Origin of the sequence: Massilia sp. 2TAF26 (genome assembly GCF_052115005.1) — a bacterium.
Lineage (GTDB): Bacteria > Pseudomonadota > Gammaproteobacteria > Burkholderiales > Burkholderiaceae_D > Telluria.
Map to the genome: position 1 here is coordinate 108,894 of NZ_JBFRFV010000004.1, position 23,039 is coordinate 131,932.

Annotated in this window: 23 protein-coding genes and 1 pseudogene; 20 read left to right on the plus strand and 4 right to left on the minus strand. The window is 63.8% G+C overall.

The window, feature by feature from the left end:
- Positions 1 to 44 precede the first annotated feature (44 nt).
- A complete protein-coding gene (locus AB4Z32_RS05670) occupies positions 45 to 452 on the minus strand; it encodes a MerR family DNA-binding transcriptional regulator (RefSeq protein WP_441934945.1) in 408 nt (135 codons plus the stop codon).
- A 68-nt stretch (positions 453 to 520) separates the two neighbouring features.
- Between AB4Z32_RS05670 and AB4Z32_RS05675 the strand changes: the two genes are divergently transcribed.
- From AB4Z32_RS05675 to AB4Z32_RS05690, 4 genes are all read left to right on the plus strand, one after another.
- Positions 521 to 1,759 carry an NADH:flavin oxidoreductase/NADH oxidase family protein gene (locus AB4Z32_RS05675; protein ID WP_441934946.1) on the plus strand — a complete coding sequence of 413 codons (1,239 nt, stop codon included), beginning with the start codon at positions 521 to 523 and terminating at the stop codon, positions 1,757 to 1,759.
- Positions 1,760 to 1,953: 194 nt separating this feature from the next.
- Positions 1,954 to 5,964 carry a DUF3683 domain-containing protein gene (locus tag AB4Z32_RS05680; RefSeq protein ID WP_441934947.1) on the plus strand — a complete coding sequence of 1,337 codons (4,011 nt, stop codon included), beginning with the start codon at positions 1,954 to 1,956 and terminating at the stop codon, positions 5,962 to 5,964.
- Positions 5,961 to 6,395 carry an HIT family protein gene (locus tag AB4Z32_RS05685; protein WP_441934948.1) on the plus strand — a complete coding sequence of 145 codons (435 nt, stop codon included), beginning with the start codon at positions 5,961 to 5,963 and terminating at the stop codon, positions 6,393 to 6,395. Before AB4Z32_RS05680 ends, AB4Z32_RS05685 begins: the two co-directional genes overlap by 4 nt.
- Positions 6,396 to 6,485: 90 nt before the next feature.
- Positions 6,486 to 6,905: a gamma-butyrobetaine hydroxylase-like domain-containing protein gene (locus AB4Z32_RS05690; protein ID WP_441934949.1), complete on the plus strand. Its 420-nt coding sequence runs from the start codon at positions 6,486 to 6,488 to the stop codon at positions 6,903 to 6,905.
- A 1-nt stretch (position 6,906) separates the two neighbouring features.
- Here AB4Z32_RS05690 and AB4Z32_RS05695 read toward each other — a convergent pair whose 3' ends face one another.
- Positions 6,907 to 7,635 (minus strand): MBL fold metallo-hydrolase, encoded by a 729-nt coding sequence (locus AB4Z32_RS05695; RefSeq protein WP_441934950.1) that lies wholly within the window; start codon positions 7,633 to 7,635, stop codon positions 6,907 to 6,909.
- Between the two features lie 127 nt (positions 7,636 to 7,762).
- Positions 7,763 to 7,969: a cold-shock protein gene (locus AB4Z32_RS05700; RefSeq protein ID WP_441934951.1), complete on the minus strand. Its 207-nt coding sequence runs from the start codon at positions 7,967 to 7,969 to the stop codon at positions 7,763 to 7,765.
- 308 nt (positions 7,970 to 8,277) lie between these two features.
- On the opposite strand from AB4Z32_RS05700, the gene ubiE reads away from it, so the two are divergent.
- The 5 genes from ubiE (at position 8,278) to AB4Z32_RS05725 (ending at position 12,894) form a co-directional block, all read left to right on the plus strand.
- Positions 8,278 to 9,012, plus strand: a complete 735-nt coding sequence (gene ubiE, locus AB4Z32_RS05705; RefSeq protein WP_441934952.1) for a bifunctional demethylmenaquinone methyltransferase/2-methoxy-6-polyprenyl-1,4-benzoquinol methylase UbiE — start codon at positions 8,278 to 8,280, stop codon at positions 9,010 to 9,012.
- A gap of 10 nt (positions 9,013 to 9,022) precedes the next feature.
- Positions 9,023 to 9,991 carry a Tim44 domain-containing protein gene (locus AB4Z32_RS05710; protein ID WP_441934953.1) on the plus strand — a complete coding sequence of 323 codons (969 nt, stop codon included), beginning with the start codon at positions 9,023 to 9,025 and terminating at the stop codon, positions 9,989 to 9,991.
- A gap of 116 nt (positions 9,992 to 10,107) precedes the next feature.
- The gene (locus AB4Z32_RS05715) at positions 10,108 to 10,740 is read left to right on the plus strand and encodes a ubiquinone biosynthesis accessory factor UbiJ (RefSeq protein WP_441934954.1); all 633 of its coding nucleotides are present in this window, start codon (positions 10,108 to 10,110) and stop codon (positions 10,738 to 10,740) included.
- Positions 10,740 to 12,293: a ubiquinone biosynthesis regulatory protein kinase UbiB gene (gene ubiB / locus AB4Z32_RS05720; RefSeq protein WP_441934955.1), complete on the plus strand. Its 1,554-nt coding sequence runs from the start codon at positions 10,740 to 10,742 to the stop codon at positions 12,291 to 12,293. The genes AB4Z32_RS05715 and ubiB overlap by 1 nt, the downstream gene beginning before the upstream one ends.
- 4 nt (positions 12,294 to 12,297) lie before the next feature.
- The gene (locus AB4Z32_RS05725; protein WP_441934956.1) at positions 12,298 to 12,894 is read left to right on the plus strand and encodes a methyltransferase; all 597 of its coding nucleotides are present in this window, start codon (positions 12,298 to 12,300) and stop codon (positions 12,892 to 12,894) included.
- A gap of 4 nt (positions 12,895 to 12,898) precedes the next feature.
- Here AB4Z32_RS05725 and AB4Z32_RS05730 read toward each other — a convergent pair whose 3' ends face one another.
- Positions 12,899 to 13,576, minus strand: coding sequence for a TetR/AcrR family transcriptional regulator (locus AB4Z32_RS05730; protein WP_441934957.1), 678 nt, complete (start codon positions 13,574 to 13,576; stop codon positions 12,899 to 12,901).
- Positions 13,577 to 13,882: 306 nt separating this feature from the next.
- On the opposite strand from AB4Z32_RS05730, the gene AB4Z32_RS05735 reads away from it, so the two are divergent.
- The 11 genes and pseudogenes from AB4Z32_RS05735 (at position 13,883) to AB4Z32_RS05785 (ending at position 23,004) form a co-directional block, all read left to right on the plus strand.
- Complete coding sequence (locus tag AB4Z32_RS05735; protein WP_441934958.1) at positions 13,883 to 14,209, plus strand: FmdB family zinc ribbon protein; 327 nt, start codon at positions 13,883 to 13,885, stop codon at positions 14,207 to 14,209.
- Positions 14,202 to 14,852 (plus strand): DUF502 domain-containing protein, encoded by a 651-nt coding sequence (locus AB4Z32_RS05740; RefSeq protein WP_441934959.1) that lies wholly within the window; start codon positions 14,202 to 14,204, stop codon positions 14,850 to 14,852. The genes AB4Z32_RS05735 and AB4Z32_RS05740 overlap by 8 nt, the downstream gene beginning before the upstream one ends.
- 20 nt (positions 14,853 to 14,872) lie before the next feature.
- Positions 14,873 to 16,678, plus strand: a complete 1,806-nt coding sequence (aspS, locus tag AB4Z32_RS05745; protein ID WP_441934960.1) for an aspartate--tRNA ligase — start codon at positions 14,873 to 14,875, stop codon at positions 16,676 to 16,678.
- A gap of 44 nt (positions 16,679 to 16,722) precedes the next feature.
- Complete coding sequence (gene nudB / locus AB4Z32_RS05750; protein WP_441934961.1) at positions 16,723 to 17,175, plus strand: dihydroneopterin triphosphate diphosphatase; 453 nt, start codon at positions 16,723 to 16,725, stop codon at positions 17,173 to 17,175.
- 125 nt (positions 17,176 to 17,300) lie between these two features.
- Positions 17,301 to 17,510: pseudogene (locus AB4Z32_RS05755) on the plus strand (ATP-binding cassette domain-containing protein); the annotation flags it as partial.
- Between the two features lie 201 nt (positions 17,511 to 17,711).
- Positions 17,712 to 17,897: a hypothetical protein gene (locus AB4Z32_RS05760; protein WP_441934962.1), complete on the plus strand. Its 186-nt coding sequence runs from the start codon at positions 17,712 to 17,714 to the stop codon at positions 17,895 to 17,897.
- Between the two features lie 127 nt (positions 17,898 to 18,024).
- Positions 18,025 to 18,843, plus strand: a complete 819-nt coding sequence (locus AB4Z32_RS05765; RefSeq protein ID WP_441934963.1) for an endonuclease/exonuclease/phosphatase family protein — start codon at positions 18,025 to 18,027, stop codon at positions 18,841 to 18,843.
- A 7-nt stretch (positions 18,844 to 18,850) separates the two neighbouring features.
- Entirely contained in the window at positions 18,851 to 20,011 is a 1,161-nt protein-coding gene (gene clsB / locus AB4Z32_RS05770) for a cardiolipin synthase ClsB (protein ID WP_441934964.1), read from the plus strand.
- A gap of 16 nt (positions 20,012 to 20,027) precedes the next feature.
- The gene (locus tag AB4Z32_RS05775; RefSeq protein ID WP_441934965.1) at positions 20,028 to 20,414 is read left to right on the plus strand and encodes an RNA-binding S4 domain-containing protein; all 387 of its coding nucleotides are present in this window, start codon (positions 20,028 to 20,030) and stop codon (positions 20,412 to 20,414) included.
- Positions 20,415 to 20,577: 163 nt separating this feature from the next.
- Complete coding sequence (locus AB4Z32_RS05780; RefSeq protein ID WP_441935120.1) at positions 20,578 to 21,174, plus strand: TetR/AcrR family transcriptional regulator; 597 nt, start codon at positions 20,578 to 20,580, stop codon at positions 21,172 to 21,174.
- 39 nt (positions 21,175 to 21,213) lie between these two features.
- Positions 21,214 to 23,004: an acyl-CoA dehydrogenase C-terminal domain-containing protein gene (locus AB4Z32_RS05785; RefSeq protein ID WP_441934966.1), complete on the plus strand. Its 1,791-nt coding sequence runs from the start codon at positions 21,214 to 21,216 to the stop codon at positions 23,002 to 23,004.
- Positions 23,005 to 23,039 lie beyond the last annotated feature (35 nt).

Below are 23,039 nucleotides of genomic sequence, written 5' to 3' on the forward strand. Positions count from 1 at the left end.
ATGTGGAGGGAGATTGCTCTTTTGCTTGAATAGCAGGTCAGCACCTAAACGTCCAAACTGTGATCATGGTAGCGAGCCAAGACCTTGTGGCGTAGACCTTCCTCTGGCGACCACGTGGACTGTATCTGTGCTTTTGTCTGGAGCAGGGACTGGCGTTGAACGTCGAGAATGGCGCTTAATCTGTCGACTTCCTTCAGTCGGATGTCCAGTTTGGCGAGTATCCCATCCTGGAGAGCGTCTCCCTGAAGCGCCGCGAGTGCGCGGATCGTGTCGAGCGAGAAACCGAGGCTTTGGCCGAGTTGAATGAGTTCCAGGTGAACAAGCGCGCAATCCTCGTACACCCGGTAGCCATTCGCCCCACGCTGCGTCTTCGGCAACAATCCTTCCTTCTCGTAGTAGCGGATGGTGGAGGCCGGAACCCCGCTGCGTTCCGCCAGTTCGCCGATTTTCATTTTGCGCTTGACCTTGAAGTTGACTTCAAGCTTAGGATACCTCATCCACATCGAATCGAGGCCATCCCATGTTGTTTACCCCGCTGACCCTGCCGAACGGCGCCATCGTCCCCAACCGCCTGGCCAAGGCCGCCATGGAAGAGACCCTTGCCGATGCCGGCCAGTTGCCGGGGCCCGCCATCCACCGCCTGTACCAGCGCTGGGCCGAGGGCGGAACCGGCCTGATCATCACCGGCAACGTGATGGTCGACCGGCGTGCGCTCACCGGTCCGGGCACCATCGCGCTCGAAGCGGGCACGCCGCTGGCGCCCTTCACTGACTGGGCCCGGGCGGCGCGCGCGCATGGCGCCCAGGTCTGGATGCAGATCAGCCATCCGGGCCGCCAGGTGCTGGCGAACATGGGAGGACAGGCCTGGGCGCCGTCGGCGGTGGCGCTGGACCTGGGCAAGCACAGCAAGCTGTTTGCGCAGCCGGTCGCGATGCGGGAAGACGATATCGCGGAGGTCATCGAACGCTTTGCCGCGACCGCCCATGCGGCCGAACAGGCGGGCTTCACCGGCGTCCAGATCCACGCGGCGCATGGCTACCTGATCTCGCAATTCCTGTCGCCGCTGAGCAACCGGCGGGAGGATGCCTGGGGCGGCAGCCTGGCCAATCGCGCGCGCCTGCTGCTGGAGGTCGTGCGGGCAGTGCGTTCCCGCGTGGCGCCGGGCTTCTGCGTCGCGGTCAAGCTGAATTCGGCCGACTTCCAGCGCGGCGGCTTTTCCGAGGACGACGCACGCCAGGTGCTGGCCATGCTGAATCGCGAGCAGGTCGACCTGGTCGAGCTGTCGGGCGGGAGCTACGAGAGCCCGGCGATGCAGGGCCGCACCGCGGATGGCCGCACGCTCGCCCGCGAAGCCTATTTCCTGGAATTCGCCAAGGACCTGGCGGCGGTTGCGGCGATGCCGCTGATGACGACCGGCGGCATCGCGCGCCGTGAAGTCGCCGAACAGGTGCTGCACGGCGGTGTCGCCATCGTCGGCATGGCGACGGCGTTGGCTGCCGTCCCCGACCTGCCGCGCCAGTGGCGGGACGGGCGCGAGCCGGTGGCGGCCATGCCGGCGGTCGACTGGAAGGACAAGGTGCTGGCCAGCCTGGCGCGGATGGCGCTGGTGCGGCGGCGCCTGCATGCGCTGGGCCGGGGCGGTGCGGGGTCCGCCGCCTACAGCCCGCTTTTCACCGTGGTGCTCGACCAGTTGCGCAGCATGCGCCTGACCCGGCGCTACCGGGCGTGGAACAAGGATGAAGCCACGCTTCGTGGATAAGATGCCACCATATTCGGATTGCCGAGTTTTCGGTGCAAAAACACGTTTTTGTGCATCGAAAATTTGCACTGGTAACGATTTTTCCGACGTTTGTGCTAAAACCGGATTGTAAAAATCATTCGTTACCCAGCATGGTGCATCGCAATAAGCTAGAATGACTGTCCACTACGCGTCAGTTCGTTAGCCGATCCACCATGAACGCACCAGCCAATATCCACGCCCTGCTCGAAGAAAACGCACCGGCCCGCCTGCGTGAAATTCCCTACAACTACACCTCATTTTCCGATCGCGAGATCGTGATCCGGCTGCTGGGCGAATCCTCGTGGCGGCTGCTTGACGAGCTGCGCGGCGCGCGCCAGACCGGCCGTTCCGCGCGCATGCTGTACGAAGTGCTGGGCGACATCTGGGTGGTGCGCCGCAATCCCTATCTGCAGGACGACATGCTGGACAACCCGAAGCGGCGCGCCAAGCTGATCGAGGCCCTGCATCACCGCCTGGCCGAAGTCGACAAGCGCCGCCTGACCGTGGATGCTGGCGACAATGCCGATGCGGCCACCGCCGCCGCCCGCAGCAGCGCCGTCGAGCAGTTGCTGGCCGCGGCCCGCAAGGCGGTCGACGACTTCGGCCGCGAATTCAGCGACATGTACGACCTGCGCAAGCGCGCTAGAGCCGTGCTGGGCCGCTACACGGACAAGCGCAACATCCGCTTCGACGGCATGCACCGCACCTCGCACGTGACCGACGCCACCGACTGGCGCGTCGAGTATCCCTTCCTGGTCCTGCTGCCTGATTCCGAAGACGAGATGGCCGGCCTGGTGAAAGGCTGCATCGAGCTCGGGCTGACCATCATCCCGCGCGGCGGCGGCACCGGCTATACCGGCGGTGCGATTCCCCTGAGCCCGATGTCGGCGGTGATCAACACCGAAAAGCTGATCGGCATGGGCGAAGTCGAGATGAGCCGCCTGCCGGGCGTGGACCGCGAATACGCGACCATCCATACCGGCGCGGGGGTAGTGACCCAGCGCGTCTCGCAGGCGGCCGAGAAGGCCGGCTTCGTGTTCGCGGTCGATCCGACCTCGGCCCACGCTTCCTGCATCGGCGGGAACATCGCCATGAATGCGGGCGGCAAGAAGGCCGTGCTGTGGGGGACGGCTCTCGACAATCTCGCTTCCTGGCGCATGGTCGACCCGAACGGCGACTGGCTGGACGTGACCCGCATCGACCACAACCTCGGCAAGATCCACGACGCCCCGGTCGCGACCTTCAGGCTGGAGTGGACGCATCCGTCGGAGAAGGGCGCCTCGAGGAGCGCGCCGTTCCGCACAGAGCTATTGGCCATCGAAGGCCGCCGCTTCCGCAAGGAAGGCCTGGGCAAGGACGTGACCGACAAATTCCTGGCCGGCCTGCCGGGCATCCAGAAAGAGGGCACGGACGGCTTGATCACCTCGGGCCGCTGGATCCTGCACAAGATGCCGAAGTTCACGCGCACCGTGGCGCTGGAATTCTTCGGCCAGGCGCGCGATGCGATCCCCTCGATCGTCGAGATCAAGGATTACCTGGACAGCCTGCCGAAGAACGGCAAGCCGGAATTCGAAACCCTGCGCCTGGCGGGCCTGGAGCACCTGGACGAGCGCTACCTGCGCGCGGTCGGCTACGCGACCAAATCCAAGCGCGGCACGCTGCCGAAGATGGCGCTGTTCGGCGACATCGTCGGCGACGACGAGAACGCGGTCGCGCAGGCGGCCTCCGAAGTGGTGCGCATCGCGAATACCCGCGTGGGCGAGGGCTTCATTGCCGTCAGCGCGGAAGCCAGGAAAAAATTCTGGCTGGACCGCGCCCGCACCGCGGCCATCGCGCGCCACACCAACGCCTTCAAGATCAACGAAGACGTGGTGATCCCGCTGAACCGCATGGGCGAGTACACCGACGGCATCGAGCGCATCAACATCGAGCTGTCCATCAAGAACAAGCTGCAGCTGGTCGAGGAACTGCACGCCCTGTTCACCTCCGGCCAGCTGGAAGTGAGCAAGGCCGACGATGCCACCGGCGAAGGCGTGTCGAAGGAAGAGATCCTGGGCGACCGTCCGCAGCAGGCCGACGAGCTGCTGGCGAAGACCGCTGCGCGCTGGGGCTGGCTGCTGGCCAACCTGGACCATCCTTTGCGGGACGTGCTGCCGAAGCTGGCCGAATTCGGCCTCGACGGTTTCATTGACACCTTCGAGCGCCGCGTATCGGGCCAGCCGCAGGCGACCTTGTTCGACGTGGTGCAGGACCACACGGTGCGCGTCTCGTGGAAGAACGACATCCGCGCGCCGCTGCGCCAGATCTTCAACGGCGCGGCGTATAAACCGATCCTTGATGAGGCTACTGCGATCCATAAACGCGTGCTTCGTTCGCGGGTCTTCGTGGCACTGCACATGCACGCCGGCGACGGCAACGTCCACACCAACCTGCCGGTGAACTCGGACGACTACGCGATGCTGCAGGATGCGCACAAGGCCGTCGAGCGCATCATGAAGCTGGCGCGCTCCCTGGACGGCGTGATCTCGGGCGAGCACGGCATCGGCATCACCAAGCTCGAGTTCCTGACCGACGAAGAGATCCACGACTTCCGCGAGTATAAAAAGCGGGTCGATCCGGAAGGCCGCTTCAACAAGGGCAAGCTGCTGAATACCGACACCGCCTACGCCGACCTGCGCAATGCCTATACGCCGTCCTTCGGCCTGATGGGTCACGAGTCGCTGATCATGCAGCAGAGCGACATCGGCGAGATCGCCAACAGCATCAAGGACTGCCTGCGCTGCGGGAAGTGCAAGCCGGTCTGCACGACCCACGTGCCGCAATCGAACCTGCTGTACTCACCGCGCGACAAGATCCTCGCGACCTCGGCCCTGATCGAAGCCTTCCTGTACGAGGAGCAGACCCGCCGCGGCGTGTCGATCCGCCACTGGGAAGAGTTCGAGGACGTCTCCGACCACTGCACCGTGTGCCACAAGTGCGTGACGCCGTGCCCGGTCAACATCGACTTCGGCGACGTCTCGATGAACATGCGTAACCTGCTGCGCAAGATGGACAAGCGCAGCTTCAAGCCGGCCAACCGCGCCGCCATGTTCTTCCTGAACGCGACCGACCCGACCACCATCAACCTGACCCGCAAGGCCATGGTCGACCTGGGCTACAAGGCCCAGCGCCTCGGCGCCAGCGTGCTGAAGGCGGTGGCGAAGGAGCAGACCAAGGCGCCGCCGCCGACCACCGGCAAGGCGCCGGTGCGCGAGCAGGTGATCCACTTCGTGAACAAGAAGATGCCGGGCAACCTGCCGAAGAAGACGGCGCGGGCACTCCTGGACATCGAGGACGACAAGGTCATCCCCATCATCCGCAATCCGAAGGTGACCAACGCCGACACCGAGGCCGTGTTCTACTTCCCGGGCTGCGGCTCCGAGCGCCTGTTCTCGCAGGTGGGCCTGGCGACCCAGGCGATGCTGTGGGAAGTCGGCGTGCAGACCGTGCTGCCGCCGGGTTACCTGTGCTGCGGCTATCCGCAGCGCGGCGCCGGCCAGTACGACAAGGCCGACAAGATGATGACGGATAACCGCGTGCTGTTCCACCGCATGGCGAATACCCTGAACTACCTCGACATCAAGACCGTGCTGGTCTCCTGCGGCACCTGCTACGACCAGCTCGCGACCTACGAGTTCGAGAAGATCTTCCCGGGCTGCCGCATCATGGACATCCATGAGTACCTGCTGGAGAAGGGCGTCAGGCTGGAAGGCGTGACCGGTACCCGCTACATGTACCACGACCCCTGCCACACGCCGATGAAGCTGCAGGATTCGATGAAGACCGTGAATGCGCTGGTGCAGACCGCTGACAACGTGAAGATCGAGAAGAACGATCGCTGCTGCGGCGAGTCCGGTACTTTTGCCGTTTCTCGCCCGGACATCGCGACCCAGGTCCGCTTCAGGAAGGAAGAAGAGATGGAGAAGGGCGCCGACAAGCTGCGCGCCGACGGCTTCAGCGGCGACGTCAAGATCCTGACCAGCTGCCCGTCCTGCCTGCAGGGCCTGTCGCGCTACAACGACGACTCGGGCACGACCGCCGACTACATCGTGGTCGAGATGGCGCGGCATCTGCTGGGCGAGAACTGGATGCCGAACTACGTGGCGAATGCGAACAACGGCGGTATCGAAAGGGTGCTGGTATGACGAAGCAAGCCGGCTGCGAGCTGTGCGAACTGGCGGCTTCGTCCAAGGTGGTCGCCAACGACAAGTTCTCGGTGATCCTGGCGAACGAGCCCAACTACCCAGGCTTCGCCCGCGTGATCTGGAACGAGCATGTGCGCGAAGTGAGCGACCTGCCTGACGCGGACCGCCTGCTGCTGAACGAGGCGGTGTGGAAGCTGGAGCAGGCCGTGCGCGAGGTGATGCAGCCGCTGAAGGTCAACGTTGCCAGCCTGGGCAATGTGGTGCCGCATTTGCACTGGCATGTGATTCCGCGTTATGCGGACGATGCGCATTTTCCGGCGCCGGTTTGGGCCCAGGCGGTGCGCGAGACTCCTGCGGACGTGCTGGCGCAGAGGCGGGCCCTGGTTCCCCAGTTGGCGGAAGCGATCAAGCGAAAATTCGCAAACCGATAAAATAGCGCCAATCCTTACCCTACGCACCCTCGTTCCCGCCTTCGCCGGAATGACGGCTCATCGGCCAACATTCATCGCTAGCTTTCGATCATGCCCACCCCCACCAACCTGACCATCCGCCAGCAATCCAAAATCCTGGAAATCGCCTTCGACGACGGCGCCGCCTTCTCCATCCCCTTCGAGCTGATGCGCGTCTACTCGCCCTCGGCCGAAGTGAAGGGCCACGGGCCCGGCCAGGAAGTGCTGCAGGTCGGCAAGCGCGATGTCGGTATCGAAGGCGTCGAGCCGGTCGGTAACTATGCCATCAAGCCGCTGTTCACCGACGGCCACCAGTCCGGCATCTATACCTGGGACTACCTGTACAAGCTGGGCAAGGAAGAGGCGGCGCTGTGGCAGGACTACCTGCAGCGCCTGCACTCTGCCGGCTTCGAGGGCGACAGCGGCCGTGCGCCGGGCACCGTGCTGCCGGGCGCGCAATCCAAGCCGCATGCCTGCGGCCACCATCACTAAGCTAAGCGCTGACCAGCCGTTCGCCGAGGGCGCGCAGCAGCGTTGCGCCGTCGCCCCTCCAGGCACTGCCGTGCATGCACGCCAGGGTGCCGGGCGATTCGGATGCCAGGTGCTCGATCAATTCCCTGGTATGGGTCGAGTGCGAGAAATAATCCATCGGTTTCCGGAACGCTTCGCTGTTCTCCAGGATGTCGTCGCTGGTCAGGGCGGCCTCGCCAAGGCCGCCCTGGGTGAACAGGTCGCCGCAAAACAGCGTTTTGGTTCGGGTATCCATCAGGAAGCCTGTTTCCCAGCCGTGAGGCAGATGTGGCGCATCGAGCCATTTGACCGAGCGTTTTCCCAGGCTGAGCTCGGCGCCGTCGGCCATGGCCAGGGCTGGCCGGTCCGCAAAATCGTTCACCGACACCATTGCCGCAACCCGGCTGCACAAGGGGGCGGCCTCGGGCGCAACGCCCAGCCATTCATTCAGGGAACCGCACTCGTCCGCTTCGAAATGCGACAGGGCGATGAAGCGCAGATGGCTCACCGGCATGACGCTTTCCACGGCTTCCCAGACCAGCGGGAACATCTTTCTTGGCCCGGTGTGAAAAAGAAGCGGTTGATCGTCGACGACCAGGTATTGGTTGAAGGAGAAGCCGCCCGGTACGAGATTGACCGGGGTGTTGATGCGATAAACGCCGTCGGCGATTTCGTGGACATTGGTGCCGGCGGCTGCATTGGTGATGGCCATATCGAGCTCCAGAGAAGTCACTCCAGACAGTCAATGTAGGTGAGACCGGGCCCAAGGTAAACGAAAAAAGCGCCGGCGAAACCGCACGGCGCTTTTTATGGAGCCGGTCGGGCCGGCTGGTCGGCAATCATGCCTGGGGCTGGATGTTCGCAGCTTGCTTGCCCTTCGGGCCGGTGGTGATTTCGAAGCTGACGCGCTGGTTCTCCGCCAGCGATTTGAAGCCGGCCACATTGATCGCCGAAAAATGCGCGAACAGGTCGTCGCCGCCATCATCCGGTTTGATGAAGCCGAAGCCTTTGGAATCGTTGAACCATTTCACAGTGCCAGTCGCCATGTTATTTCTCTCTCAAAAGGATTTTGTCTAAAACTTTGCCCGTCTCCGCTGGTCTCCGCCATGTGGAGTTAACAAAGCTGAATCACTATAAGCAAAATTTTAAGAAAGTGCTGCACGATTGAAACGATGTCGTGAATTTTACGACAGTGATGTTCAAAATCATTCCAGACGGGAAAAATGCTTGTGCCGGGAGATGTTTTCGACGCCGAAGCGGACACTCGCACGCGCAGGAATGTGGCCTTCGCACATCCATAGGCGTCGGTCCGCATGCCGCTTGTATAATGCGACAAGATCAAAAGGCAAACGATATGACCAACACCACCCATTTCGGCTACAAGACCGTCTCCGAAGAAGAGAAGGTCCATGAAGTCGCCAAGGTATTCCACTCGGTCGCGTCCAAGTATGACGTGATGAACGACCTGATGTCCGGCGGCCTGCACCGCATCTGGAAGACCTTCACCATCGCCCAGGCGGGCATCCGTCCCGGCTTCAAGGTGCTCGACATCGCCGGCGGCACCGGCGACCTGTCCAAGGCCTTCGCCAAGCAGGCGGGCCCGAGCGGCGAGGTCTGGCTCACCGACATCAACGAGTCGATGCTGCGCGTCGGCCGCGATCGTCTATTGAATAAAGGTCTAGTCACCCCCACCTTGCTGTGTGACGCAGAGAAACTGCCGTTCCCGGACAACTACTTCGACCGGGTCAGCGTGGCCTTCGGCCTGCGCAACATGACGCACAAGGACCAGGCGCTGGCGGAAATGCGCCGCGTGCTGAAGCCCGGCGGCAAGCTGCTGGTGCTGGAGTTTTCGAAGGTGGCCGCGCCGCTGCAGAAGCCGTACGACGTCTATTCGTTCTCGGTGCTGCCGTGGCTGGGCCAGCGCATCGCCAACGATGCCGAGAGCTACCGCTACCTGGCCGAGTCGATCCGCATGCATCCGGACCAGGAAACGCTGAAGTCGATGATGGAAAGCGTGGGCCTGGAACGCGTGCAGTATTACAACCTGACGGCTGGTGTGGCCGCACTGCACACCGGCATCAAACTTTGAGGTGTCCACGATGAAGAAATTCTTGGCCAGCACGATGATCGCGGTGACCGCACTGTCCTTCGTCGCCGATGCGTTCGCACGTCCGGTGGGTGGCGGCCGTTCCTTCGGCCGGCAGTCGTCGTCGGTCAGCCGGATGCGTGCGCCCGCGCCCGCGCCGGCGCCGTCTCCCGCGCAGCAGCCGGGCTACCAGCGTCCGGCGCCGGCCCCGATGGCGCCGCAACCGATTCCGCAAAAGCGTCCGAGCATGTGGAAGGGCGTACTGGGCGGCGCCCTGCTGGGCCTGGGCCTGGGCGCGCTGTTCTCGCACTTCGGCATCGGCGGGGCCATGGCCAGCGCGCTGTCCTCGATCCTGATGATCCTGCTGCTGGTGTTCGCCGTGATGTTCATCGTGCGCATGTTCCGCCGCAAGGACACCCCGGCCAATCCGCCGTTCTCGGGCTTTAACCAGAACCCGGTGCCGGCTTCGGCCTCGGCCACCCCGGAAATCGGTTCCGGCCTGAACCAGGGCTGGCAGCCGAACGCGAACCAGGCTTATTCGGGCGGCTATAACCAGCCGACTTCGAACGTGTCGCTGAACAAGCAGGCCGCGCACGAGCAGTGGGGCGTGCCGGCCGGCTTCGACACCGAGGCCTTCCTGCGCCATGCGAAAGCGTCGTTCATCCGCATGCAGGCCGCCTGGGACCGTGGCGACGTCGCCGACCTGCGCGAATTCACCGCGCCCGAGGTGTTCGCCGAGCTGCAGCTGCAGATCCAGGAGCGCGGCGGCAAGCAGGACTATACCGAGGTCGTCTCGATCGACGCCCAGCTGCTGGGCATCGAGACCACGGAGCGCGATTACCTGGCCAGCGTGCAGTTCGACGGCATGATCCGCAACGCCCCGGGCGCCCAGGCCGAGCCTTACGTCGAGGTGTGGAACCTGGCCAAGCCGCTGAACGGCAATGGCGGTTGGGTCCTGGCGGGCATTCAACAGATCACGTAAGATCATTTTTGCAAGATTTTTGCCATAACGATCTGTGCTGCCGGGTTTGTGCCTCGGCGAACTGGTAAGATCGAAACCGCCCAACACAGGGCGGTTTTTTTTTAACGCAAGCTTCAATGTCATCGACTCCTACTTTCTTAAGCGTAGCGACCATCAACCACCTGCTGGCCCAGGAAGCCTGGGCGCGCGACACCCTGATGCGCCGTGCCGGCAAGGTTGCCTGCATCGACATGGGCCACCTGCGCCTGTGCATGCGCGTGGCCAGGGACGGCATGCTGGAGGTGGCCGGCGGCGACGATGTGCCCGACGTGACCATCCACGTCAAGCCGGGCGACCTGCCGCTGATCCTGCAGAACCGCGACCGCGCGTTTTCCTATGTGCGCATCGAGGGTGACGCGGAATTCGCCAACACCATCTCCCAGCTCTCGAAAGGGCTGCGCTGGGATGCCGAGCACGATCTCGACCGCCTGTTCGGGCCGATCGCGGCGAACCGGCTGGCGGGCGGCGCGCGCGCGGCCGTCTCGCATGCCACGGGCAGCGCACGCCGGCTGGCCGAGAACGTCGCCGAATTCCTGCTGGAAGAGCGCCGCGTCCTGATCCGCCCGAGCAGCGTCGACGCCTTCGCCGATGAGGTGAACCGCCTGCGCGACGACGTCGAGCGCTCGGCCAAGCGGATCGCCAGGCTGGAGCAGAAACTCGAACAGACACTGGAACAACAGCGGGCGCAGCGCCCGCCAACGGATAGCTGATGATTCTGAAATTCCTGCGCCTCCTCAAGATCCTGACGGTTTTCACAAGATACGGTCTCGACGAAATTGCGATGTCCGGCCTGGACGTGCCGCGTACCGCCCGCTTCATCAACTCGGTGTTCTTCTGGCGCCGCATCACCTCGCCCCGCGCGATCCGCCTGCGCCTGGCGCTGGAAGAGCTGGGCCCGATCTTCGTGAAGTTCGGCCAGGTGCTGTCGACCCGCCCCGACCTGATGCCGCCGGATATCGTGGCCGAGCTGTCGCTGCTGCAGGACCGCGTGCCGCCTTTCGATTCCGACCTCGCCATCGCCCAGATCACGCGCTCGCTCGGCGCGCCCCCGAGCGAGCTGTTCGCCACCTTCGAGCGCACCCCGGTGGCCTCGGCCTCGATCGCCCAGGTCCACTTCGCCACCCTCAAGGACGGCAAGGAAGTGGCGGTGAAGGTGCTGCGGCCCGGAATGAAGTCGACCATCGACGAAGACCTGGCCCTGATGCAGATGGCGGCCGGCCTGATCGAGAAGGTGTGGCCGGACAGCCGGCGCCTGAAGCCGCGCGAAGTGGTCGCCGAATTCGACAAGTACCTGCACGACGAGCTCGACCTGATGCGCGAAGCCGCCCAGGCCAGCCAGCTGCGCCGCAATTTCGCCAACTCGACCCTGCTGATGGTTCCGGAGATGTACTGGGATTACTGCTCCAGCAGCGTGATCGTGATGGAGCGCATGAACGGCATCCCGATCTCGCAGACCGACCGCCTGATCGCCGCCGGCGTCGACCTGAAAAAGCTGTCGCGCGACGGCGTCGAGATCTTCTTCACCCAGGTCTTCCGCGACGGTTTCTTCCACGCCGACATGCACCCCGGGAACATCCTGGTGTCGGTGGAAGAGGCGACCTTCGGACGCTACATCGCGCTCGACTTCGGCATCGTCGGCACCCTGAACGACTTCGACAAGGATTACCTGTCGCAGAACTTCCTGGCCTTCTTCCGCCGCGACTACAAGCGCGTGGCCGAGGCCCACATCGAATCCGGCTGGGCGCCGCGCGACACCCGCGTCGACGAACTGGAAGCCGCGGTGCGCGCCACTTGCGAGCCGATCTTCGACCGCCCGCTGAAGGACATCTCCTTCGGCCAGGTGCTGCTGCGCCTGTTCCAGACCTCGCGCCGCTTCAACGTCGAGGTGCAGCCGCAGCTGGTGCTGCTGCAGAAGACCATGCTGAACATCGAAGGCCTGGGGCGCCAGCTCGATCCGGAGCTCGACCTGTGGAAGACGGCGAAACCTTACCTGGAGCGCTGGATGGCCGAGCAGGTCGGCTGGCGCGGCATGCTCGAGCGCCTGCGCGTCGAGGCGCCGCAGTACGCCAAGCTGCTGCCGCAGTTCCCGCGCCTGATGCACCAGGTGCTGCACAAGCGCGCGCACAGCGACCTCGACATGGGCGACCTGATGTACAAGCTGGTGGAGAACCAGCGCCGCACCAACCGCCTGCTGGCCGCGCTGGCCTGCGTCACCAGCATCGCGGTGATCGGCCTGGCCGCCGTGCATTTCGTTCATCCCTGAGGCCATGCCCGACTTTTCCAGCCGCGACCCGCTCGCGCCCGCATTCTGGGACGAGCGCTTCGACAAGCAGTTCACGCCCTGGGACCGCGGCGGCGCGCCGGCCGAACTGCGCGCCTTCGTGGCGCAGGCGAACAAGCCCATGTCCGCGCTGGCGCCGGGCTGCGGTTCCGGCTACGAACTGGCGCTGATGCTGGAAGCGGGCTGGGACGCCACCGCGATCGACTTCTCGGCCGCCGCCGTCGCCCGCGCCAAAAGCCTGGCGGGGCAGTGGGCCGGCCACATCGTGCAGGCCGATTTCTTCGACTATGTTCCGCCGCGTCCGCTCGACCTGGTCTATGAACAGGCCTTCCTGTGCGCGCTGCCGCGGGCGCGCTGGCCGGACGTCGCCAGGCGCTGGGCGGCGCTGCTGCCGCCCGGCGGCCTGCTGGCCGGTTACTTCTTCTTCGGCGATGCGCCCAAGGGCCCGCCCTTCGGCATCGCCCGCGCGCAGCTGGACGCGCTGTTGACGCCGCATTTCGACTGCGTGGTGGACCAGGACGTGCTTGAATCGATTCCTGTCTTTGCCGGCAAGGAGCGCTGGCTGGTGTGGCGCAGGCGCTGAGCGTCTAGTGCTTGCACACGGCGCGGAAGCCGGCCGCGCAATACGCAATCATGCGCGGCGCGATCGCATCCATGTCGGACGAGGAGGCATGGCCTTCGGACAGCTGGTCCAGGCGGCCGGTGGCGCCCAGGGTCAGGGTCAGGGCGCCGGTGAGGAACTGGTAGCTGTAGAACAGGTCGTCGATGCCGGCCTGCGGCAGCACCCGCTGCAGCAGGCCGATGAAGCGCCGCACCACCGGGTCGAAGTGGCTGGTCATGGTGTCCGCGCCCCAGCCGCGCGAGCTGTTGACCAGGGCGAGCAGGGCGAAATAATTCTTCCAGCCCGGATCGGCGTGGCGCGCCCGGTCGAGCAGGGGCATCAGGAAGGCCGAAGCGACGCCTTCGACCGTCATGCGATCGCCGTGCGCTTCCTCGTAGCGGGCCATCGCCTCCATGCGGTCCTGGTTGATCGGGCCGGCGCGGCGCGCGAACACGGCATCGAACAATTCCTGCTTGGTGCCGAAGTAATAATGGACCAGGGCCGAGTCGACCCCGCATTCGACGGCGACGGCGCGCACCGTGACGCCATGGAAGCCATGTACCGAGAACAGTTTTTCGGCGGCGTCGAGGATCACGGGAGCGGTTTCCTTGCCGCCCTCGATCTTGGGACGGCGGCCGGGGCGGGGAGGTGAGGAACGCGTCATTAGCTCAGGAAAAGAAAAGGGCCCGCAGAGGGCCCCGATTTGAAGTCGTTCTTTTATGGCTTGGCGGCGACGGCAGAGCCAGTCGCGCAAACTTCTGTTTCTTAGCAACTAAGGAGTGCTATTTAAACAGGTAAGTTGATGTTCGGCAAACGCAACTCATCGATCGTGCGGAATAAAAACAACACTGTTGCCAGATAGCAGCAAGTTGCAAGCGTATTCATTCGCCCCGGCGGTGGCGCCAACGGGCAAAACCTTCCGCAAAAGCTTTATAATTCAGGGTTTTGATGATTTTTGCGGAGTATTCAGATGCCGATTTACGCCTACCGCTGCGATGAATGCGGTTTTGCCAAGGATGTACTGCAAAAGATTTCGGATCCGGTGCTGAGCGTCTGCCCGTCGTGTGGCAAGTCATCGTTCAAGAAGCAAGTCACCGCCGCCGGTTTCCAGCTTAAAGGAACCGGCTGGTATGTGACCGACTTCCGCGGTGGCAGCGCGCCGGCGACCGGCGCGGCACCCGCGACCGGCAGTGCCGACAGCGGCGCCAGCGCCAGCGCCGGTTCCGGTTCCACCACCAGCAGCGAGAGCGGCAGCACCGCCAGCGCCGCGCCCGCGTCGACGAGTTCCGATGCGTAAATATTTCATCACCGGCGCGCTGGTCCTGGTTCCCCTGGCGATTACAGCCTGGGTGCTCAATTTCGTGATCAGCACGCTCGACCAGTCGCTCGTGCTGGTGCCGAGCGAGTGGCAGCCGCGCACCTATATCCCGGGCCTGGGCGCGATCATCACGCTGGCGATCGTGTTCCTGACCGGCGTGCTGACCAATAACCTGGTCGGCAAATGGTTCGTGCGACTGTGGGAGCGCCTGCTGAACCGCATCCCGGTCGTCAACTCGATCTACGGCAGCGTCAAGCAGGTGTCCGACACCCTGTTCTCGTCCTCGGGCAACGCCTTCCGCAAGGCCGTGCTGATCCCGTACCCGCACGAGAACTCCTATACGATCGCCTTCCTGACCGGGGTGCCGGGCGGCGACGTGAAGAACCACCTGGTGGGCGACTACGTGAGCGTGTACGTGCCGACCACCCCGAACCCGACCTCGGGCTTCTTCCTGATGATGGAACGCAGCCGGGTGGTCGAACTGGACATGACGGTCGACGCGGCCCTGAAGTACATCGTGTCGATGGGCGTCGTGGCGCCGGCCACTGCCGGCGATGCCGACACCGCCGCCGCCGTCAAGGATTCTCAAGAAATCAAACGCCTGGCAGCAGGCACCGAATAACCAACCTGGATCGAAAAACTATGTCCTCCATGCGTACCAACTACTGCGGCCTCGTGACCGAAGAGCTGCTGGGCCAAACCGTCAGCCTGTGCGGCTGGGTGCACCGCCGCCGCGACCACGGCGGGGTCATCTTCATCGACCTGCGCGACCGTGAAGGCCTGGTGCAGGTTGTCTGCCACCCCGACAATGCCGACGTCTTCAAGGGCGCCGAGCACGTGCGCAACGAGTACTGCCTGCGCATCACCGGCACCGTCGTGAACCGCCTGGAGGGCACCGCCAACGCCAACCTGAAGTCGGGCAAGATCGAGATCAACACCACCCAACTGGAAGTGCTGAACGCCTCGGTGCCGGTGCCGTTCCAGCTGGACGACGACAACCTGTCGGAAACCACCCGCCTGACCCACCGCGTGCTCGACCTGCGCCGCGACCAGATGCAGCACAACCTGCGCCTGCGCTACAAGGTGTCGATGGAAGTCCGCAAGTACCTGGACAACCTGGGCTTCATCGACATCGAAACCCCGATGCTGGGCAAGTCGACCCCGGAAGGCGCCCGCGACTACCTGGTGCCGTCGCGCGTCAACCCGGGCACTTTCTTCGCGCTGCCGCAGTCGCCGCAGCTGTTCAAGCAGCTGCTGATGGTCGCCAACTTCGACCGCTACTACCAGATCACCAAGTGCTTCCGCGACGAAGACCTGCGCGCCGACCGCCAGCCGGAATTCACCCAGATCGACTGCGAGACCTCCTTCCTGACCGAGCAGGAAATCCGTGACCTGTTCGAAGACATGATGCGCGTGGTCTTCAAGAACGCCGCCGGCATCGACCTGCCGAACCCGTTCCCGGTGATGGACTTCGCTACCGCCATGGGCTCCTACGGTTCGGACAAGCCGGACATGCGCGTCAAGCTGCAGTTCACCGAACTGACCGAACTGATGAAGACCGTCGAGTTCAAGGTCTTCAACAGCGCCGCCAACATGACGGGCGGCCGCGTGGTCGGCCTGCGCGTGCCGCAGGGCGGTTCGATGCCGCGTTCGGAAATCGACGCCTACACCCAATTCGTCGCCATCTACGGCGCCAAGGGCCTGGCCTACATCAAGGTCAACGAGAAGGCCAAGGGCCGCGATGGCCTGCAGTCGCCGATCGTGAAAAACCTGTCGGACGAAGTGCTGGCGCAAGTGCTCGAACTGACCGGCGCCGAAGACGGCGACCTGATCTTCTTCGGCGCCGACAAGGCCAAGGTCGTCAACGACGCCATGGGCGCGCTGCGCGTGAAGATCGGCCACTCGGAATTCGGCAAGAAGGCTGGCCTGTTCGACGACGTCTGGTCGCCGCTGTGGGTGATCGACTTCCCGATGTTCGAGTACGACGACGAAGCGAACCGCTGGACCGCGACCCACCACCCGTTCACCGCGCCGAAGGACGGCCACGAGGACATGCTGGAATCGAACCCGGGCGCCTGCATCGCCAAGGCCTACGACATGGTCCTGAACGGCTGGGAACTGGGCGGCGGCTCGATCCGTATCCACCGCGAAGAAGTCCAGAGCAAAGTGTTCCGTGCCCTGAAGATCGACGCCGAAGAAGCCCAGCTGAAGTTCGGCTTCCTGCTGGACGCCCTGCAGTACGGCGCGCCGCCTCACGGTGGCCTGGCCTTCGGCCTGGACCGCCTGATCACCCTGATGACCGGCTCGACCTCGATCCGCGACGTGATCGCCTTCCCGAAGACCCAGCGCGCCCAGGACCTGCTGACCAACGCGCCGTCGGAAGTCGACGAGAAGCAGCTGAAAGAGCTGCATATCCGTCTGCGTAACGAGCAGCCGAAGGTCGCTTAAAGCATCGTAGGGTGGGCACGGCGAGCCCACCCTACAATAGCGTCATGCCCCACAAAATCCCCGAATCCGTCCTCGTCGTCATCCACACCGCCGACCTCGAGGTCCTGCTGATCGAACGCGCCGACCGGCCCGGCTTCTGGCAATCCGTCACCGGTTCCCTCGACCGCGTCGACGAACCCCTCCTGGAAACCGCCGCCCGCGAACTGTTCGAGGAAACCGGCATCGTCGCCGATGGCGAACGGATCAAGCTGCAGGACTGGCACCTCTCCAACGTCTACGAGATCTACCAGACCTGGCGCCACCGTTATGCACCCGGCATAACGCACAATACCGAGCACGTCTTCTCCGTCTGCGTGCCGCGCGACATCCCGATCGTCCTGGCGCCGCGCGAGCATCTGCACTACGCCTGGCTGCCGCTGCTGGAGGCCGCCGACCGCTGCTTCTCGAGTTCGAACGCGGAAGCGATCCTGCAGTTGCCGCGGCATTTTCCCTCCTGATCCTAGCGCTTGCTGAGTCCATCTTTATGCGTATTGCAGAAAGATGGCGACCGCAATCGTGCTGTTCAACGCTGGTGGCGGTGCTGCCGTACCGGCTGGACAGCTCGACCACGGCGCTGGTGCGCGGCTTCACGGCAGTGCTGGTGACCCACGACGTGCAGGAGGCCGTGGTGCTGGCCGACCGCATCCTTCTTGTGGAACAGGGACGGCTGGCGATGGACTTGGCGGTCGGGCTGGCGCGCCCTCGCGCACGCGGCAGCGCGGCTTTTGGTGTACTCGAGAAACAAGTGCTCGACAGGGTGTTGGATGTGCGTCACAGCGACGTGCATACATAAAAAAATTGATGAGTAAAACTCCTACGCGTCTGTCAGTTGTAACCTACAGTTTCATAGGGTTTTCAGAATTTAATTCGGAACAGATGAGATAACACAATAGATTAGTTCGTTTGACAGGGTGAAACGATTTGACTAAGGTCAATAAATCGCCATTGGCGAGTTTTTGTTTTTGCAAGTCCAACAAGGATACTGGGAGGAACTATGAGCGAACGCAAGCACGAGCAGAAAGTAAAAGATGTCAGCGTCGACGAAGATTATCTGTGCATCGAATTGCTGAACGGTCTGCTCTTGACAGGCCCGCTGCGCACCAACCCGATTCGCCGTGAAAGCAGCGAATCAAACAATAATGCACCGGCTGAGCACTTCCTGCCGGCAATGAGCATCTGATCCCTTGGCCATTCCCGGCGTGCCCCGGGAATGGCGTCCCGCCCAGGCATCCACTGCCGAATCTGATGCGCCGCACGATTGGCGCTCTGTCCAGAAGAACACGGAATGATGGGGTTAAAATGTTCCCATGAAAATTCGTGTTGCGACCTACAACATCCACAAAGGCGTTTCGTCCTTCCGCAGTACGCCGCGCGTACTGGCGCTGAAAAAAGCCATCGGTACCTTTGGTGCGGATGTCGTGTTCCTGCAGGAAGTGCAGGGCCGGCACGACCGCTACCAGGCGCGCTATGGCGAAAAGGTACGCAGCCCTCACCACCACTGGCCGGACACTGCCCAGCACGAGTTCTTCGCCGGCGAATCCCTGCATGCCGCCTATGGCATGAACGCGGTCTACGATCACGGCCACCACGGCAATGCGCTGCTGTCCTGCTTCCCGATCGCCAACCAGCATAACCACGACGTTTCCGATCACGCCTACGAGCAGCGCGGCATCCTGCATTGCGTGCTGGACACGCCGGACTGCAAGGTGCACTGCTATGTCGTCCACCTGGGCCTGTTCGAAGGCAGCCGCCGGCGCCAGACCGATGCCCTGATCAATGCCATCAACGAGTCGGCGCCGAACGGCGAACCGGTCATCATCGCCGGCGACTTCAACGACTGGCGCAATACCCTCAGCGATTGCCTGCGCATGAAGCTGGGCGTGGTCGAGGTGTTCGACGAACTGGAGCGGCGTTCCTCGCGGATCGGCGAGCTGGTGCGCAAGGTCCGCGACCGCGAGCGCAGCCTGGTGCCGGCGCGGACCTTTCCGGCGGCCTTGCCCTGGTTCCGTCTCGACCGCATCTATGTACGCGGCTTCAAGGTCGAGCAGGCGGAAGTCCTGCACGGGCCGCAATGGGCGCGCCTGTCGGACCACGCGCCCATCGTTGCCAACCTGAGCCTGGCCTAGTCCGCCCATGCGAACGGTTTCCTACGTCGGCAACAACGACGTCAGACTGTTGGAAAGCGGCGGCAACTATTTCAGGGAGTTGCTGGCCGCGATCGATTCCGCGAAGCACGAGGTCCTCTACGAGACCTATATCTACGCCGAGGACGACACCGCGCGCGCCGTCACCGACGCCCTGATCCGCGCCGCCAAGCGCGACGTCAAGGTGCGGGTGCTGGTCGACTGGTTCGGGACCGGGCGCCGGGTCGCCTGCCGCCTCGGCGAGGAATTCGCCAAACACTGCGTGCACTACCGCATGTTCAACCCCTGGTTCCGGCGCGGCGTGGCGCGCAGCCACCGCAAGATCGTCGTGATCGACGGCCAGACGGCTTTCGTGGGCGGCATCAATACCAACGACGATTCGCTGTGCGACTACGCACCCTACGAGCCGCTGCCGGCGCCGCGCTGGGATTTCGCGGTGCGCGTGCGCGGCCCGCTGGTGGAGCGCATCCACCGCGAATCCCAGGCCCAGTGGACCCGCGCCGGCCACCTGAACATCAAGCACCGCTACCACCTGTTCAAGGAAACCCGCAAGCAGGCGCCGGGGCTGGGCGAGCATCCGATGCGCGCCGGCTTCGTGGTGCGCGACAACCTGCGCAATCGCCGCACCATCCAGCGCGCCTACCTGCAGGCGATCGGCCGCGCCCGCAAGCGCGTGCTGATGGCCACGCCGTACTTCGCGCCGGGGCTCAAGTTCCGCCAGGCGCTGGCCCAGGCCGCGCGGCGCGGGGTCGACGTCTGCCTCCTGATCGGCGTCGGCGAATTCCGCATGCAGGACGCGGTGGCGGGGTCCTTCTATCCGCAGCTGCTGGCGGCCGGGGTGCGCATCGTCGAGTACCGCCGGACCCAGCTGCACGCCAAGGTGGCGGTGGTCGACCACGACTGGGCCACCGTGGGATCGAGCAATTGCGACGCCCTGTCGCTGTTCGTGAACCAGGAAGCCAATGTGGTGGTGCGCGACGCCGCCTTCGCCTCCAGCATGGCGAAGCAGATCGAGCGCGGCATCGCCGAAGGTGTGCCGGTCGGGCTCGATGATTTGAGGCAACTTGGTTGGGTGCGCCGCACCGGCCATGAAATGGCCTATCTTTTGTATAAACTGACGATGCGGATCTTTACGATCGGCTATGCCTGAACAGACACCCGGATTTATGAGCGAAAACGAGAACGTACGGATCGACAAATGGCTGTGGGCGGCGCGCTTCTTCAAGACGCGCTCGCTGGCGGCGGAAGCGGTCGACCGTGGACGGATCAAGATCAACGCCGAAAACGTCAAGCCGGCGCGCGCCGTGAAAGTGGGCGACAAGCTCCTCATCGACAACGGTTCGACCCGCTGGGAAGTCATCGTGCAGGGCCTGTCCGGCACCCGCGGCCCGGCCCCGGTTGCGCAGGCGCTCTACCGCGAAACGGAGGTCAGCATCCAGAAGCGCGCGAACGACCAGGAAGCGCGTCGCCTGTTCCCCGAGCCCAGCAGCACGATCAAGGGAAGGCCGACCAAGCGCGACCGCCGGGCGATCGAACGGGCCGGGGACTCGTAGGGTGCACACTTCGTGTCCACGCCGGCCGCGCCCACCCTACTAGAACCGCGCCTCTAAACTTCCCGTTTGACATTTCAAGGCTGGTAGATAATAGTACGAGCGTTCGGATTTTTTCTCGATCCACTGGGAGCATCGTATCAATACTTCAGCCAAATCCATGGTCATGCGCAAGGGCGAGATGACGCGTGCAGCGATTCTCGACGTTGCGCTCGAACTCGCCAGCCGCGACGGCCTCGAGGGCCTCACGATCGGCCTGCTGGCCGATCGCATGAACATGAGCAAATCGGGCGTGTTCGCCCACTTCGGTTCGCGGGAAGACCTGCAGATCGAAGTGCTGAAACTTTATCACCGCCGCTTCGAACAGGAAATCTTCTTCCCCAGCGTGAAGGAGCCGCGAGGCTTGCCGCGCCTTGAGGCGATGTTCAAGCACTGGCTCAAGCGCGTCTCGGTCGAGATCGCGTCGGGCTGCATCTATATCAGCGGCGCCGTCGAGTACGACGACCGTCCGGGACCGATCCGCGACGAGCTGGTCGGCATGGTGCAGATCTGGCAGAACGCCCTGGTACGCTGCGCCCGGCAGGCCGTCGACTGCGGCGACCTGAAGGCCGACACCGACCCCCAGCAGCTGGTGTACGAGATGTACGGCCTGGTGCTGGCGGTGCACCACGATGCCCGCTTCCTGCGCATTCCCGGCGCCCCCGACCGCGCTCATCGCGGCTTCGCGCGCCTGATCGAGAACTACCGCAATCCCGCAAAGTAATCACCACACACCAATCATTACCTTCGTCAGGAGAACAACATGGGTCAGTACGTCGCGCCAATCCGGGATATGCAGTTCGTTCTGCATGAATTCCTGAACGTCGCCGAAGAGTTCAAGAGCCTGCCGGCGTACCAGGAGATCGACGCCGACATCATCAACCAGGTGCTCGAAGAAGGCGCGAAGTTCACGCAGGAAGTGCTGTTCCCCCTGAATCACTCCGGCGACCGCGAAGGCTGCCACTACGACGCCGCGACCAGGACCGTCACCACGCCGAAGGGCTTCAAGGAAGCCTACAAGCAGTACGTGGAAGGCGGCTGGGCCGCGCTGGCCTGCGATCCGGAATACGGCGGCCAGGGCCTGCCGGTGGCGCTGAACAACTCCTTCTACGAGATGCTGAACTCGTCGAACCAGGCCTGGTCGATGTACCCGGGCCTGTCGCACGGCGCCTACGAGTGCCTGAAGGAGCACGGCACCGAAGACCAGAAGAAGTTCTACCTGCCGAAGCTGGCCTCGGGCGAGTGGACCGGCACCATGTGCCTGACCGAAGCCCACTGCGGCACCGACCTGGGCCTGCTGCGCTCGAAGGCCGAGCCGCAAGCCGACGGCACCTATAAAATCACCGGCTCGAAGATCTTCATCTCGGCCGGCGAGCACGACATGTCGGAAAACATCGTCCACCTGGTGCTGGCGCGCCTGCCGGACGCACCGGAAGGCAGCAAGGGCATCTCGCTGTTCCTGGTGCCGAAATTCCTGCCGAACGCCGACGGCCAGCCGGGCGAGCGCAACCCGATCTTCTGCGGCGCCATCGAAGAGAAGATGGGCATCCACGGCAACGCCACCTGCCAGATGAATCTGGACGGCGCGGTCGGCACCCTGATCGGCCAGCCGCACAAGGGCCTGAACGCGATGTTCGTGTTCATGAACGCCGCCCGCCTGGGCGTCGGCATGCAGTCGCTGGGCCTGACCGAAGTCGCCTACCAGAACGCGCTGGTGTATGCGAAAGACCGCATCCAGATGCGTTCGCTGTCGGGCCCGAAGGCACCGGACAAGCCGGCCGACCCGATCATCGTGCACCCGGACGTGCGCCGCATGCTGCTGACCGCGAAGGCCTATGCCGAAGGCGCGCGCGCGCTGACCTCCTACGTGGCGCTGCAGATCGACCGCGAACTGAACCATCCGGACGAAGAAGTGCGCAAGGAAGCCGCCGGCGAAGTCGCGCTGCTGACCCCGATCGTCAAGGCATTCATCACCGACAACGGCTGGATCGCCACCTCGGAAGCGATGCAGGTGTACGGCGGCCACGGCTACATCAGCGAGTGGGGCATGGAGCAGTACGTGCGCGACGCCCGCATCAACATGATCTACGAAGGCACCAACACCATCCAGTCGCTGGACCTGCTGGGCCGTAAGATCCTGATGGACAACGGCGCCAAGCTGCGCGCCTTCGGCGAGAAGATCAAGGCCTTCGTGGAAGACAACGGCCTGGACGAGTCGCTGAGCGAATTCGTCACCCCGCTGGGCGAACTGGGCGAGAAGGTCACCAAGCTGACCATGGAAATCGGCATGAAGGCCTTCCAGAACCAGGACGAAGTCGGCGCCGCCGCCGTGCCTTACCTGCGCGTGGTCGGCCACCTGGTGTTCAGCTACTTCTTCGCGCAGATGGCGAAGATCGCACTGGAGAAGAAGGATTCAAGCGACAAGTTCTACGAAGCCAAGCTGGCAACGGCGCGCTTCTACTTCGGCCGCCTGTACCCGGAAACCGCGATGCTGATCCGTCAGGCGCGTTCGGGTTCGGCGAACCTGCTGGCGCTGGATGCAGATCTGTTCTAAGTAACACCATCACGTACCAACGCGTACACCCGCTA